The sequence below is a fragment of the Leifsonia sp. McL0618 genome, assembly GCF_049994905.1.
Classification (GTDB): domain Bacteria; phylum Actinomycetota; class Actinomycetes; order Actinomycetales; family Microbacteriaceae; genus Diaminobutyricibacter.
In genome coordinates, this window is record NZ_CP188258.1 from 109,269 (window position 1) to 122,463 (window position 13,195).

The following is a 13,195-nucleotide window of genomic DNA, read 5'->3' on the forward strand; positions in this document are numbered from 1 at the left end:
CAAGGACATCCATGACTTCCAGGCCGGCATCCGCGATCGACGAGATCCTCGTGCTGCACCACAGCCACCTCGACGTCGGCTACACGCATTCGCAGCCGATCCTGTGGGAACTCCAGAGCGAGTACATCACCCAGGCGCTCGACTGGCTGGAGCAGACCGAAGACCTGCCCGACGGCGCACGCCCGAAATGGACGTGCGAGGTGACCGAGCCGGTGCTCCAGTGGATGAAGCGATCGACCCAGAAGGATCGCGAGCGTTTCAGGCGGCTGCACGCGCACGGCCGCATCGGCCTGGGGGCGATGCGCTGGAACACGGCGGCACTGATCGATCGTGCCGGGCTGCGGCGGCTGCTCGACGGTAAAGACGAACTGGAGCAGTTCCTCGGTGCGCCGATTCGCGTGGCGTGCCAGCACGACGTCAACGGAGTGCCGTGGCCGATGGCGGACATGCTTCTCGACGCCGACGTCGACCTGTTCGTGATGGCGATCAACCCGCACCTGGGCAAAGCTGTGCAACCGCGCCCGGGCATGTTCCTCTGGGAGACGCCGTCGGGGCGGCAGCTGCGGGTATTCAACGGCAACCACTACACGATGTTCGACCAGCTCCTGTACGCCTGGGACGACTCGGTGGACCGGATGGCCGTGGGCTGGACCGAGTTCGAGCGCAAGCTGCACGAAAACCAGTACGGCCTCGACTTCGTCTACCTGACGAGCACGGCTTCGCCGATCATGTGGGACAACGCTCCGCACAATCCGTACATGCCTGACCTCATCCAGCGCTGGAATGAGGCCGAGGTGGGCCCCCGCATCCGTTATGCGACGTTCGACGACCTGCGGGAGCGCGCCCTGGCCGTTCCGGAGAGCCGGCTGCCCGTATTGCGGGGTGACTGGACGGACTACTGGAGCTTCGGGTACGGCAGTGCTCCCGGTGCGACGGCGTTGAACCAGCGAGCGAAATCGCTCACGGCTGCCGCGCGCTCGCTGACGCCCGAAGGAAAGCATCCGGTGCTGCAGCGTGCGGAAGACAAGACCGATCTCTATGACGAGCACACCTGGGGCTACTTCGACCCTGCGCCCGAACACCAGCAGGCGCAGACCACCGAGCTGCTCAAGCAGGCGGTCGCGCACGAGGGACACGAACTGGCGGCATTCGCAGTCATGGACGGTCTTGAGCGACTCGCGCTCAACCCGGTCGCCGACAAAGGCATCGCGGGTGTCCTGCTGTGCAACCCGACTCCGTTTCCGGTCACGATTCGCCCGGAACTGCCGGGGGCGTGGTTCCAGCCCGCCGAACCGTCCACGGAGCGCACGTATCGGGCGAGCCGCATGTTCTACGACGGCCGCCCCTGGCTGAGCCGCTATCCCGGCGAGGATTCGCTGGCCTTCGGGCCGGTCGAGCTGGAGCCGTTCACCTGGCGGAGCATGCCACTCGGCGCGCTGCCCGAGGCTGACGACGCACCGGCCGTGACCCACGGCATCGAAACCAGCCAGGTCGAAAGACGGGAACTGAACTTCGCGCCGGAGTCCCGGCGGGAGCGTCGCGTCGGCCGCATCGAGTCGCCGTTCCACACGCTTCGCTACGACGTGGGTTCCGGGCGCATCCTTTCGCTCGTCGACCGCGCCCAGGATCGCGAGCTGCTGGACCTGTCGAGCGGGCACGACTTCTTCGGCTTCGTACGCGAACGACCGGATGCGCTGGTCGACGGAAGCAGGTACTCCTACTACGAACGCGACCTCGCCAAGGAGAAATTCGACGAATCCTGCTGGCAGGAGGCGCCGATGATCCGTGAGAAGGCGACCCGCGTCACTGAATCGTCAGTCACCGAGAGCCCCGGACGCGTGACGCTCGAACGTCGCTTCGAGGCGCCCGGGATGATCCATCTCGTACAGCGGATCTCGCTGCTCGCGCACGATCCGGTCATCCACCTCGAAGTCGAGATGGAACTGTATCCGGAGGCGTCGCCACAGGGCATCTACCTGGCGTTCCCGTTCGCCATGAAGGCGGGCTGGAAAGCGCTCTTCGACACCGCCGGCCAGGCGGTCGGGCTCGACGTCGATCAGCTGCCGGGAGCATGCCGCAACTGGGTGACAACTGAGTCGGTGGCCGCGATGTGGGATGAGGACGGTGCGATCGCACTGCTCACCCCGGACGCCCCGATGGTGCAATTCGGCGACTTCCACTTCGGGCCCCCGATCGACTCGGTGCCGCGGGACGAGAACCCGCTCCTTCTCGCGTGGCCGGTGAACAACTACTGGGACACCAACTTTCCCCTCGTCCAGTCCGGCCGGATCACGCTCCGCTACGGATTGCTCTCCGTGCCGACCGCGCACGTCGAATCCGTGCACGACCACGCGCTCGCGTTCCGGCAGCCTCCGCTCGTCTGGCCGATCACCAGCGGGGGACGCGCTGCGGGCTCCGGCAGCCTCGGCGACGCCCTCTGAGAGACCTGGCGGGTAAGCCCGACCGACCTGGCGGGTAAGCCCGCCCGTTTGGTACAAGCCCGCCAGCTCGAGGTGGCGGGATTGCACCGAACTGGCGGGGTCATCGTGATGCCGGGCGACTCAGGTGGCGAAGAAGGATGTGACCGTGGCGAGTGAGCCTGGGGCGATGCGGAAATACGCCCAGGTGCCTCGCTTCGTGCGGTTGAGGAATCCCGCCTCCGTCAGGACCCTGAGGTGATGCGAGACCGTGGGTTGTGACAGTCCGAGCGGCTCGGTGAGGTCGCACACGCAGGCTTCTCCGTCTTCGTGGGCGGCGATCATCGACAGCAACCGGAGCCGGGCCGGGTCGGCCAGCGCCTTGAGTCCGCGCGCAAGCGATGCGGCGTTCTCGTCGCTGATCACGTCGCGGGTGATGGGTCCGCAGCAGGCCTGCAGGTCGCGCAGCGGCAGAAGCTCAGTGATCGCCATACGAGTGATTCTCGTGCATATATTGACAACCGTCAATATTTAACGAGATGCTGACCATATCGACGCCTATCGATGACGGAGGTCACTATGAGTGGATGTTGCGACACCGAATGTCAGCGGCTCCCGGACGGGTCGTGCCCGCCCGACTGCTGCTGAGCACAGGGGTCGCCGCCTTCTGCAGGCGGCGACCCGCACACTACGGGCCAGGTTTCACGCCCGATGGCGTCGCTTCCGGCCGGAAGATCGTGACTGCCTCGCGCACGGCGTAGCCGACGATCACCAGCGCAGCGAGTGAGTCGGCCCACCACCAGCCGAGTGCGAGATTCAGGGTGAGTCCGACCAGCACCGCGCACGCGAGGATGCCATCGATCACGGTGACTCGCGACTCCGCGAGCAACACCGGGTTGGACAGGGCGCGACCGACCAAGCGTTTGCCGGCCGCGAGTGCGAACATGACGATGGCAGTCGCGGCGGTCCATCCGATGCCACCGGGAATCGGGGTGGGGTGGGCGCCCGCGATCAGGGCGACGACCGACTGCGCCAGAAGGTAGACCGCCAGGGCGATGAACGCCCACCCGATGAGTCGCAGGGCCCGCTGCTGGCGCCGTTCGTCTGTGCCGGTCAGCTCCCAGATCACGACCACGCTCGCCCCGATCTCGATCAGGCTGTCCAGCGCGAAACCCGTGAGTGCGATGGATGCGCTCTGCAGGGCCAGCACGACGAGAACCACTACCCCCACGACGTTCCAGGCCAGGGTGAGCGCCTCGAGGCCGATGCCGGTTGCGCGAAGGCGACGCGATCGCGCTTCGGGTGCGGTGTTGCTCGTGGCCCTACTCCGTTCCGCTGACGGTGATCGCCGGGATCGGCCGCACCTGGAACGCGTCGACGTTGGGGATCGCGGAACGCACGCGGTCGGTTGCGTCGCGGGCCCGCGCATCCGCCGCCGACAACGACGCGTCGGCAAGGGCGATGGATGCGGCGCCCTGGAGGCGATGGCCGACCCACCGCAGCTGGACCTGCGAGACCTCCACGACGCCGGGCGTCTCGAGAAGCGCGTGTTCGACGCGGTGGACGAGGTCGGGTTCGATCGCATCCATCAGTCGCGCGCCGATGCTGCGAACAGTGCCCCACAGCAGCACGATGATCGCGGCCGAGATGAGCAGACCGACGATCGGGTCGGCGAGCGGGAAGCCCAGCATTGCGCCAGTAGCTCCGACCACCACGGCGAGGGAGGTGAAGCCGTCGATGCGGGCGTGGACCCCGTCGGCGACGAGTGCGGCCGAACCGATCTTCTGCCCGACGCGGATGCGGTAGATCGCGACAGCCTCGTTGCCGGCGAACCCGATGAGTCCGGCTGCGACGACCCACCACAGGTTGTGCAGCGGCTGCGGGTGGATGAGGCGCGAGATCGACTGCCAGGCGGCGATGACGGCGGAGATGGCGACAACCGCGATGATGAACAGGCCGGCAAGGTCTTCGGCCCTGCCGTATCCGTAGGTATAGCGGCGGCTGGCGATGCGGCGCCCGAGAACGAAAGCGACCCAGAGCGGCACGGCGGTCAGCGCATCCGCGAAGTTGTGGATGGTGTCCGCGAGGAGGGCCACCGATCCGCTGACCGTGACGATCGCGAACTGCAGAAGGGTCGTGCCGAGCAGCACGAAGAGGCTGATCTTCAGCGCACGGATGCCCTCGTGGCTCGCCTCCAGGGCGTCGTCGATGGAATCGGCCGCGTCGTGGGAATGCGGAACGAACAGGTCGTGGAGGAAACCGCGGAAGCCGGTCGGGTGGTCGTGATCGTGCGGGTGGTCGTGATCGTGCGGGTGGTCGTGCTCGTGGTCCTGGTCGTGGTCGTGCGCGTGGTCGTGGTCGTGGTCGTGCGCATGCTCGTTCGCGCCGTGCCGATGGTCATGCTCGACGCGGCTCATGACACCGCCTCCTGGCGGGCATGATGGTGCCGCGGGTTCTGGTCGAGCGCGTGTTCGGCCTGGAAGATGGCGTCGGAGACGAGCTGGCTGGCGTGTTCGTTCGCGAGCCGGTAGAACACGCGGGTGCCTTCCTGGCGTGTCGTCACGATGCGTGCGAGGCGCATCTTGGCGAGGTGCTGCGACACGGCCGCCGGCGACTTGTCGACGATATCGGCCAGTTGGTTGACTGCCAGCTCCTGATCGCGCAGGGCCAGGATGATCCGCACCCGGGTCGCGTCCGCGAGCATCGCGAACACCTCGACGGCGAGTTCGACGTACTGGCTGTCGGGATCGCGTCCGCAAACCTGCTTATCTGCATCCATACGCAGATTCTTACATTAAACGGTGGCCATTAAACGGCAGGCACTGCCTCTGCCCGTCGTCGGGCACGGTGGAGCCCGTACTCCCGCCAGGTGAGCGCCAGCACGAAGAGGTCGAACACGGTGAGTGCCACCAGGCCCCACGAGAACGCGACGATCAGTTTGTAGGTCTGGTAGACGATGAAGACGGCGAGGAAGGCCATGGTCCAGGGGAAGGCCCAGAGGTGGTCGGTGAGCACGGCCCAGACGAGCACGACTTTCACCGCGCCGTGAAGTAGCAGGTAGATTGCGCCGAACAGGGTCGCCGAATGATTCAGGCCGTTGGTGAAGTGCAGCAGGCTGTTCGCGATGAAATCGTGCGGCTCCTCGGAGAGTTCGTGCTGGGTGAGGAGGTGCGCGAGGTATCCGATCTGGGCGGGGGTCACGAACAACAGGAGCAGGCCGCCGATGAGTTCGAGAACCCCATCGATCCCTTTGATGATCATGACGATGAAGAACGTTCGATCCAGGAGCCTGTGGCTTGTCTGGGTTGTCTGGGTTGTGGTCACGATCCTCCTCTGCTCCCGGATGACGCGAGTGTACGCCCGAGTTTCGGGTTAATGCCTATTGACATCAAAGGCCTGATTTGGCGTTAATGGTTAGTGACATGAAAAATACTCGACAGTATGTGATGCGGTCCCGCGCCGAGCAGGTCGAACAGACGCGGCAGCGCATCCTGTACGCAACCCTGGGCCTGGCTTTCGAGCGGCCGATCGTCGGAATCGCACTGCCTGAGATCGCGGAACGTGCCGACGTGTCGGTGCAGACGATCCTCCGGCAGTTCGGCAGCCGCGATGCGCTGTTCGACGCGACGGAAGAGTTCGCCGAGCGGGAGGTGCTGGCCGAGCGCGAGACCGTGCCAGGTGACATCGACCACGCCGTCGACACCATCGTCGAGCACTACGAGCGGCGGGGTGACGGAGTTCTGCTCCTGCTCGGGCAGGAGAGCTGGGAGCCTCGCGCCGCTCACATCACCGCGTCGGGCCGCGCGCTGCACCGCGCCTGGGTTGAGCGCGTCTTCGGTCCGCTGCTTACCGAAGACCTCGTGGAACGTGAAACCCTGATCGACCTGCTCGTGGTCGCAACAGACGTCTTCACCTGGAAACTGCTGCGCCGCGACCGCGGCCACAACCCCGCAGAGACCGCCGGCCGTATGAAGCGCATGGTCGCAGCCCTACTGGAACGGATCTGACATGGCCACCATCCTGTTCGTCACCATCGACGCCGGCGGCAACACCCCACCCATGCTCTCGATCGCCGGGGTGCTCAAGGCGCGCGGTCACCGCATCCTCGTGCTCGGTCATCCACACCAGCGCGGCCGAATCGAACAGGCCGGTTTCGAGTTCCGTGGATTCGGCATGACGCGGCCGTGGAACCGTACCGGACGCACCTCGTCGGCTCGGGTGATGTCCGACTTCGTCTTTGCGGCGACCAGTAAGGAGCTCGCGCAGGACTTCCTCGACCTCGCCCGCGAGGAGAGCGTCGACCTCACCGTGGTCGACTGCATGCTGGTCTCCGTCGTGAAGGCGGCCGCGACTCTGCGGGCGCCCAGTGCAGTGCTGTTCCACACCTTCTATGCCTACTGGAACGGTCCGTGGGCGCGTGGCCCGGTCGCCCGCCTCGCGCAACTGCGTGGGGTGAACGCGCGGGCGATCTGGAAGACGGCGGACCTCGAGCTCGTGACCAGCGACCGCGTGCTCGACCCGGCGGGTGACGTCGCATCCCCCCGTCGCATCTGGACAGGCATCACCGAACCGGTCGCCGAGCCGGGCGGGGCCGCCTCGCCGGTACCAGTCGGCCGTCCGAAGATCCTCGTGAGCCTCAGCACCACCTGGTTCCCCGGCCAGGTCGATGCCTATCGTCGAATCGTCGCAGCGCTCGCCGGGCTTCCCGTCGACGTGACCGTGACAACCGGTGGGATGGCGACGTCGCAAGAACTCGCGCCGCCACCGAACGTGACGGTGGTCCCTTTCGCCGACCACGAGGCGTTATTGCCCACAGTCGCGCTGGTCGTGTGCCACGGCGGGCACTCGACCACCATGAAGGCGGTGGCTGCGGGGGTGCCGGTGCTGGTCATCCCGATGCACCCGCTGATGGACCAGCCGATGGTCGGGGCGGCGATTCAGGATGCCGGACTGGGTCTCACGGTGAAGAAGAGCGCCAGCCCCGCACGCATCAGGGAGGCGATCGCCTCGCTACTCGGGAATCCGCGCTTCCGCGCTGCGGCAATGGATGCTGCGGACCGTCAGCGCGCGGCCGGCGGTCCGGTCGTGGGCGCCGACGCGCTCCTGCGCCTGCTCGACGCGCGTGAGTCGTCGGCGGTGTAAGGTTATAACCGAACACTTGGAGAACGATGGATGCCACTGAGATGCGACGAGACAGCCATATCCGTCGCGCTCGGCAGCGATCCGGGGTCGGCGTTCGCGAACTGGCGCGCAGACTTCAGGTCAGCCCGGCGACAGTGCTGGATTGGGAGCGTTCGGAAGAGCGCGGAACCGTGCAGATGAACACTGTTGAGCGCGCGCTCGAACAGCTGGGTGAGTCGCTTGTCACCGGGACGAGACGAGTCAACACCGCGCCTGGCGAGGACTTGGTCCGGCGTGAAGATCGAGTTACTCTCGAGCTTCACCGCGCCGTCGCCGTCAAACTCCTGCAGAACCCGACCGCTGTACTCGCGGTAGTCCCAGAGAACCTGGCAAAGTTGCGCGCCGGGGTTCGAGGAGAGGCAGCGCGTTCGTGGGTCGACGAGTGGACAGAACTCACGCAAGGGTTCCGCATCGGCGCTCTCGTCGACGTCATGCTCGGAACTGACCAGCGCTCCAGAGACATGCGCCAGGCTTCGCCTTTCCTGGGTGTTCTCGACCACACGGAGCGGATCGACGCGATCCGACGCGCCTCCGCCCCATGAAGCGCGCATCTCCCCGACGGCTGGGCCGACCGTCTCCTCCGGGTGATCCCGCCTGGTCACCCTTCCTCGGTGGGACTCTGCCTCGAACCTCACGATCTTTGTGCCGCCAAGCTCGCGAGGCTTAAAGAGAAGGATCGCGAATTTGTCTCCGCGCTGGTCGAAGCAGGGCTGGTCGACGCGAGACTCATCAGAAATCGGCTGGCGCAGATCGAGGACGATCGGTTTCGGTTGGAACGTCGCCGTGCGGCATCCCGCTGGATCAAGTCGCTCGAGCGATCCGTTTGACTAGCGGCTGAGTCGGCTCCTGCGGCACGCGATTCAAGCTGCCGCAGGAGCACCGACTCAGGCCGGCTGAAGCTCGTAAGCGAGCTCCGCCGCGGAAGTCCTATACGCGTCGACCTTCTCCGGCGACAGCTCCCCGGCGTCGGAGCCGAGGCCGGCAACCGTCAGTGCCGCGGCTGCGGCGCCGACGCGGGCGGCTTCAACCGGGCTCTCACCGCGGAGCATCCCGAGCATGACACCGGAGACGAAGGCGTCGCCGCATCCGGTGCTGTCGACAGGCGTCGCCGAGAAGGCAGGAACGGTCTCGATCCCGGCGGCCGTGGCGACGATGGCGCCGCGTTCACCACAGGTCACGTAGACGCAACCGGCGCCCAGCGCGACCAGGCGCTGTGCAGCGCGGAAGGGATCGGGTTCTCCGGTCAGGCGCATCGCCTCGGCGTCGTTCGGGAAGAACGCGTCGACGTGAGGAAGCACGATGGTCGCGAGGTCCAGCGCGTCGTCGCGCTTGATGCCCAGGCAGTCCAGCGTACGGAACGCTCCCCATCGACCGGCGTCCGAGAGCAGCTCCGCCATCGGCTCGCCGTCGAGCCCCGGAAGGGCGGTCATGCCGCCGACGTGCACGATGTCGGACGATCGAAGAGCCTGCTCGGGCACATCGGAGAGCTCGAGGAGCCGGTTGGCGCCGATCACGTGATACGCAGGGCGCTGGCCCGAGGAGTCGATCGGCAGGATGCTGGCCGCCGTCTGAACCTGGCTGGTGCGTCGCATCGAGCCCGTCAGCACTCCTTCTTCATGCAGCTTGCGCAGCACGAAGTCGCCGGCCGTGTCCTCGCCGACGACGCCCACTGCAGAGACGGTCATGCCGAGACGCGACATGTTCACCGCCGTTCCACCGGCGCTGCCTGCGACCGTGACCTTGATCTCGTCGATGAGCTGGGTGGTCTGGCCCTTTGGGAGCGAATCCACCGGACGTCCGAGGATGTCGAAGATGTAGGACCCGATGCTGACGCAGGGCCAGCCTGCCCTGGGGTCGAGAATGGTTGCGGGCATTATTCCTCCGTCGAGTACTTCTGAACACGCATGCGCTCTGCAGCGTGGGCCATCTGCTCCGGGCTGAGACGCCGGGTCGAGCCGGATGCCAGGGCCGAGTAGGACAGGTCGGCGAGCCAGTCGAGCAGGATCGCCCGGTCGACGGCCTGGGTCAGGCTGTCGCCGATGGTGACGGCGCCGTGGTGGCGCAGGACGGCGCCGTTGCGGCCGGCACTGAACGCGCGGCCGACGGCGAACGCCAGTTCCTCCGAGCCGAAGGGCTCATAGTCGACGACCGGGATGACATCGCCGATCATCGCGGCCGTGTAGTGCACGTTAGGCAGTTCGTTGCACAGGAGGGATGCGGCTACCGCAGCCTTCGAGTGCGTGTGGACGACGAACCGGGTGTTGCGAACGGCGTGTACGGCACGATGGAGCTGGCTTTCCGAGGTGGGCCCTGCCTCTCCCGAACCCTCCACCCGTCCGTCGTCATGGATGAAGTAAAGATCTGAAGGCGTCAGTTCGCCGAGGCGCGCGCGCCGGCCGGTGACCCAGATGCCACCGGCCGTGCGTGCGCTCAGGTTGCCCGCACTTGCCGGTACGAGGCCGGCTTCGTGCACGCGCTGCCCGATCTCGATGAGCGCCCTGGCGTCGTTGAAGACCGCTTCAGCGTTCTCGGCAGTCATCAGATCCGCACCAGGTCATCGGAACCACGACGTGATGCCAGGGGTGCCACCTGGGCGAACGCGACATCAGTTGCGTTCAGGACCTTGTCGATGACGGCATCCGTGTGCGCTGTGCCGAGGAACCAGTTGTGGGTCGGGTGGAAGTAGACGCCCTCGTCGAGTGCTGCTTTGGCCCAGACGGCGGAGAGCTCGAACTCGGGATCGTTGGCAAAGGTCATGAAGGGGAGCGCCGACGGCCCGGAGACGGTGACGTCGAGTCCGTGCGACGCGGCCTGGGTCAGAAGGCCCTGCTGAAGCTTCGTGCCGCTCGCCGCGAGAAGCGCCTGGCTTTCTGGACGACGGATCTCCTGGATGGTGGCCAGCGCCGCGGCCATGGGGACGGAGCCGAACCAGAAGGAGCCGGTTGCCGTGATGCGGGTGGCGGCCGTCTCAAGCGCTCGGGTGCCGAGGAGGGCAGCGAGAGCGTGCCCGTTGCCGATCGCCTTGCTCCAGGCGCTCAGGTCGGGCTGCACGCCGAGGGCCGCCCAGCTGCCTGCCGGGTCGATGCGGAATCCGGTGCGGACCTCATCCAGGATCAGCACGGCGTTGTTTCGGTCGCATAGTTCACGCGCTGCCTGCGCGAACTCGCGCGAGACGGGCTCGAGATTTCGGAAGACGTCGTGCCGCATCGGGGTCAACACCACTGCGGCGAGGTCGCCCCCGGCCGCGTCGACGGCTGCGCGCAGCGAAGCCACGTCGTTGTATTCGATGCGGATCTGGTTCGCACGCTCGTCTTCGGGGATTCCTGCGGCTTCGGGCTTCGACGACCACGCTGCGATGCCGTGGTACGAACCGTTGGCGATGATGACTTTGCGCTTCGAGGTCTCGGCGCGGGCGACGGCGACGGCGAGCGTCGTCGCGTCCGTTCCGTTCTTGCAGAACAGCGCCCAGTCGGCGTGGACGACGGTGTCGGTCAGCAGCTCGGCGAGCTCCACCATGCGCTCCGTCGGGCCGTTGAAGCATTCACCCTGCGACAGCTGGCGACGTACCGCCTCGTCGACGATCGGGTTCTGGTGGCCGAGGATGATCGGACCCCACGAGCACATCAAGTCGATGTATTCGCGCCCGTCCACATCCCAGATCGAGGCGCCGAGGCCCTTCTGGAAGAACTGGGGGTAACCCGCGGGAAGGTGTGCCACGTTCTTGTGCCCGTACATGCCCCCAGGAACAGTCTTGGCAGCTCGTGCGCGTAGGGATGCTTCGGCCACGTTCACAGCAAACTCCTTTGTCGTTTGTGGGGCGGCGTCGCGTAGTCCGAGCCATCTCCCGAAGACAAACTAGGACGACTGCCCTACTTTGTCAATTTGGACATGTGTCCAAGGTTCTTGGCCAAGTGCGTATTCCGGAAGGTAGTATCGGGCCCATGGTTGATGCACCGAAAACCCGATATGCGCGTGGCGAGGCTCGCATTGCCGAGATCCGCGCCGCCGCGATCGAGCTGATCTACGAAGAAGGCATCATGAGCGTGACCCACCGTGCAGTGGCCAAGCGTGCCAACCTCGCCGCGTCGGCGCCGAGCTTTTTCTTCCCCTCGATCGACGAGCTGATCGTCGAAGCTTTCCGATCGATCATGCAGTCGATGTTCGACGACCTCGATGCGCTGGGCGAGCGGATCATCGCCGAAGACATGAGCCGCGAAGACGCAGTAGACGAGTACATCCACCTCATCCGTGACGCCATGCCCAAGTACGACATCCTGCAGTTCGAGGCCTACCTGCTCGCGCGGCGCAGGCCGGCGCTCCAGGCGGAGGTCGACGCGGTCATCGCCGCGACCCACCGGCCGGCAAGCACACTGGTCGTCGCTTCGCGACGCAAGGACTTCGACTGGGCGGCGCCTATCTTGGCCTCGTTCGCCAACGGCTTCGGCCTCTATCGCCTCGGGGCGAGCGACGTCGACTACTCAGCGCTCCGCACCGGGCTCCTGGTGCTGATGGATGGGCTGCCCGACCAGGACCCCGGTGTACCGAAGTCCCGGTCGGTGAAGTCCCGGTCGGCGCAGAGCGCCGAGCTGCGCTAGCGGATCGCCAACGCGTTCGCGGGCGAGCTGACCGCACCCGGAATGTTGTTCGGCGCGGATGCCAGCAGCGCGGTGTAGCGGCCGTCGGTCCGGCAGGCGCGTGCGAGGTCTGCCAGCGACCACAGCTCACCCAGCGCGAAACCGAGCTGACCGATCAGACGGTGATGCATGAAGCCGTTCGGCCACGCGGCATCGCTGACGTCGAAGGGCATGGCCTCGACCGCGGGATTGTCCGCCACGATGGCGCTGATTCCGGAATCCCAGAGGTACTCGAGCATCTCGCTTCCCCGGTCGAGCCCGACGGATGTCAGGTTGTCCGTGTCCGGGTCGGCCATCGCCTGCTTCGCGGTCTCTCCCTGGTGTGCGTACCAGGCCAGGTAGCCGGTGTGGAGGAGCATGACGTCGCCGGGCTCCCAGGCGACACCGGCGATCGTCCTCGCTTCTTCGAGGTCACCGACGGTGATACGCGTGGTCTCGCCGGGGTTGTAGTCCTGGCTCCGCGCCCGGTAGACGGCGTCGATGTCGATGACGACGGCCCTGCCGGCGATGCCGCGCCGGGCCCAGTGGTCGATGGTGTTCCGTTCGCCCCGGCGCACCTCGTCAGCTGTCGTGCCGTTGTAGAACACGTTGGGTGCGAAGCCGACGTGGGCGAGGGAATCCCACTGGCTCGATGCCTGCGGGTTGTACTCGTCGAGCTGGTCATCGAAGTCGCACTCCGTGCCCCCATCGATGAGCGAGTGACGGGCCGGCCCGCGGCCGAACATCGGTGGGTCGAATGCGGTGAGGCTCGCGTCGAGGGGGAAGACCTCGCCGGACCGCACCAGTGCGGCCGCCGCTGCCACGCGGGCGGGTGTCTGGAGGTTGAGTCTGCCGACCTGATCGGCGCTGCCGAAGACGTGCCAGCCTGAACGGCCGCCATCCACGATCGGCAGTTCTGCGTACTTGGGCATGGGTTCGCCGTTGCTCATCGGGCTCGAACTCCTTGGCTTGTGTCGAATCGCG

Annotated in this window: 14 protein-coding genes and 1 pseudogene; 5 read left to right on the plus strand and 10 right to left on the minus strand. The window is 66.4% G+C overall.

Annotation, left to right across the window (positions count from 1 at the left end):
* The first annotated feature begins 11 nt into the window (after window positions 1-11).
* On the plus strand, window positions 12-2,441 hold the full coding sequence (locus ACPPVQ_RS00540; protein WP_426517532.1) for a hypothetical protein: 2,430 nt from the start codon (window positions 12-14) through the stop codon (window positions 2,439-2,441).
* A 120-nt stretch (window positions 2,442-2,561) separates the two neighbouring features.
* Here the strand turns inward: ACPPVQ_RS00540 and ACPPVQ_RS00545 are convergent, their stop codons facing one another.
* The 5 genes from ACPPVQ_RS00545 to ACPPVQ_RS00565 form a co-directional block, all read right to left on the minus strand.
* Complete coding sequence (locus tag ACPPVQ_RS00545) at window positions 2,562-2,909, minus strand: ArsR/SmtB family transcription factor (protein ID WP_426517534.1); 348 nt, start codon at window positions 2,907-2,909, stop codon at window positions 2,562-2,564.
* Window positions 2,910-3,105: 196 nt separating this feature from the next.
* Complete coding sequence (locus tag ACPPVQ_RS00550) at window positions 3,106-3,648, minus strand: cation transporter (RefSeq protein ID WP_426517536.1); 543 nt, start codon at window positions 3,646-3,648, stop codon at window positions 3,106-3,108.
* Window positions 3,649-3,739: 91 nt separating this feature from the next.
* Window positions 3,740-4,834: a cation diffusion facilitator family transporter gene (locus tag ACPPVQ_RS00555; RefSeq protein ID WP_426517541.1), complete on the minus strand. Its 1,095-nt coding sequence runs from the start codon at window positions 4,832-4,834 to the stop codon at window positions 3,740-3,742.
* Window positions 4,831-5,196 carry an ArsR/SmtB family transcription factor gene (locus ACPPVQ_RS00560; RefSeq protein ID WP_426517544.1) on the minus strand — a complete coding sequence of 122 codons (366 nt, stop codon included), beginning with the start codon at window positions 5,194-5,196 and terminating at the stop codon, window positions 4,831-4,833. Before ACPPVQ_RS00560 ends, ACPPVQ_RS00555 begins: the two co-directional genes overlap by 4 nt.
* A gap of 29 nt (window positions 5,197-5,225) precedes the next feature.
* Entirely contained in the window at window positions 5,226-5,741 is a 516-nt protein-coding gene (locus ACPPVQ_RS00565) for a DUF2127 domain-containing protein (RefSeq protein ID WP_426517546.1), read from the minus strand.
* 98 nt (window positions 5,742-5,839) lie between these two features.
* Here ACPPVQ_RS00565 and ACPPVQ_RS00570 point away from each other — a divergent pair, with 98 nt between their 5' ends.
* Window positions 5,840-6,424: a TetR/AcrR family transcriptional regulator gene (locus ACPPVQ_RS00570; RefSeq protein ID WP_426517548.1), complete on the plus strand. Its 585-nt coding sequence runs from the start codon at window positions 5,840-5,842 to the stop codon at window positions 6,422-6,424.
* Window position 6,425: 1 nt separating this feature from the next.
* Window positions 6,426-7,559: a glycosyltransferase gene (locus ACPPVQ_RS00575; protein ID WP_426517550.1), complete on the plus strand. Its 1,134-nt coding sequence runs from the start codon at window positions 6,426-6,428 to the stop codon at window positions 7,557-7,559.
* A gap of 2 nt (window positions 7,560-7,561) precedes the next feature.
* Here ACPPVQ_RS00575 and ACPPVQ_RS00580 read toward each other — a convergent pair whose 3' ends face one another.
* A complete protein-coding gene (locus ACPPVQ_RS00580; protein ID WP_426517552.1) occupies window positions 7,562-8,098 on the minus strand; it encodes a hypothetical protein in 537 nt (178 codons plus the stop codon).
* A 60-nt stretch (window positions 8,099-8,158) separates the two neighbouring features.
* Here ACPPVQ_RS00580 and ACPPVQ_RS00585 point away from each other — a divergent pair.
* A pseudogene (locus tag ACPPVQ_RS00585) lies at window positions 8,159-8,425 on the plus strand (DUF6036 family nucleotidyltransferase); the annotation flags it as partial.
* A 57-nt stretch (window positions 8,426-8,482) separates the two neighbouring features.
* Here ACPPVQ_RS00585 and ACPPVQ_RS00590 read toward each other — a convergent pair.
* Genes ACPPVQ_RS00590 through ACPPVQ_RS00600 form a run of 3 tightly spaced genes read right to left on the minus strand, consistent with a single transcriptional unit; the run spans window position 8,483 to window position 11,390 of the window.
* Window positions 8,483-9,472 carry a carbohydrate kinase family protein gene (locus tag ACPPVQ_RS00590; RefSeq protein ID WP_426517554.1) on the minus strand — a complete coding sequence of 330 codons (990 nt, stop codon included), beginning with the start codon at window positions 9,470-9,472 and terminating at the stop codon, window positions 8,483-8,485.
* A complete protein-coding gene (locus ACPPVQ_RS00595) occupies window positions 9,472-10,137 on the minus strand; it encodes a class II aldolase/adducin family protein (RefSeq protein WP_426517556.1) in 666 nt (221 codons plus the stop codon). The genes ACPPVQ_RS00590 and ACPPVQ_RS00595 overlap by 1 nt, the downstream gene beginning before the upstream one ends.
* Complete coding sequence (locus tag ACPPVQ_RS00600) at window positions 10,137-11,390, minus strand: aminotransferase class III-fold pyridoxal phosphate-dependent enzyme (RefSeq protein WP_426517558.1); 1,254 nt, start codon at window positions 11,388-11,390, stop codon at window positions 10,137-10,139. The genes ACPPVQ_RS00595 and ACPPVQ_RS00600 overlap by 1 nt, the downstream gene beginning before the upstream one ends.
* 149 nt (window positions 11,391-11,539) lie before the next feature.
* Between ACPPVQ_RS00600 and ACPPVQ_RS00605 the strand changes: the two genes are divergently transcribed.
* Window positions 11,540-12,193, plus strand: coding sequence for a TetR/AcrR family transcriptional regulator (locus ACPPVQ_RS00605; RefSeq protein ID WP_426517560.1), 654 nt, complete (start codon window positions 11,540-11,542; stop codon window positions 12,191-12,193).
* Here the strand turns inward: ACPPVQ_RS00605 and ACPPVQ_RS00610 are convergent.
* Window positions 12,190-13,161, minus strand: a complete 972-nt coding sequence (locus ACPPVQ_RS00610) for a cyclase family protein (protein ID WP_426517562.1) — start codon at window positions 13,159-13,161, stop codon at window positions 12,190-12,192. The two genes, ACPPVQ_RS00605 and ACPPVQ_RS00610, sit on opposite strands and share 4 nt — an antisense overlap.
* Window positions 13,162-13,195 lie beyond the last annotated feature (34 nt).

What these genes read in the sequence shown, in the direction of transcription:
- ACPPVQ_RS00540 (WP_426517532.1), top strand. Translation starts at nt 12, where the DNA reads ATGACTTCCAGGCCGGCATCCGCGATCGACGAGATCCTCGTGCTGCAC.
- ACPPVQ_RS00545 (WP_426517534.1), bottom strand. Translation starts at nt 2,909, where the DNA reads ATGGCGATCACTGAGCTTCTGCCGCTGCGCGACCTGCAGGCCTGCTGC.
- ACPPVQ_RS00555 (WP_426517541.1), bottom strand. Translation starts at nt 4,834, where the DNA reads ATGAGCCGCGTCGAGCATGACCATCGGCACGGCGCGAACGAGCATGCG.
- ACPPVQ_RS00560 (WP_426517544.1), bottom strand. Translation starts at nt 5,196, where the DNA reads ATGGATGCAGATAAGCAGGTTTGCGGACGCGATCCCGACAGCCAGTAC.
- ACPPVQ_RS00570 (WP_426517548.1), top strand. Translation starts at nt 5,840, where the DNA reads ATGAAAAATACTCGACAGTATGTGATGCGGTCCCGCGCCGAGCAGGTC.
- ACPPVQ_RS00575 (WP_426517550.1), top strand. Translation starts at nt 6,426, where the DNA reads ATGGCCACCATCCTGTTCGTCACCATCGACGCCGGCGGCAACACCCCA.
- ACPPVQ_RS00590 (WP_426517554.1), bottom strand. Translation starts at nt 9,472, where the DNA reads ATGCCCGCAACCATTCTCGACCCCAGGGCAGGCTGGCCCTGCGTCAGC.
- ACPPVQ_RS00595 (WP_426517556.1), bottom strand. Translation starts at nt 10,137, where the DNA reads ATGACTGCCGAGAACGCTGAAGCGGTCTTCAACGACGCCAGGGCGCTC.
- ACPPVQ_RS00605 (WP_426517560.1), top strand. Translation starts at nt 11,540, where the DNA reads ATGGTTGATGCACCGAAAACCCGATATGCGCGTGGCGAGGCTCGCATT.
- ACPPVQ_RS00610 (WP_426517562.1), bottom strand. Translation starts at nt 13,161, where the DNA reads ATGAGCAACGGCGAACCCATGCCCAAGTACGCAGAACTGCCGATCGTG.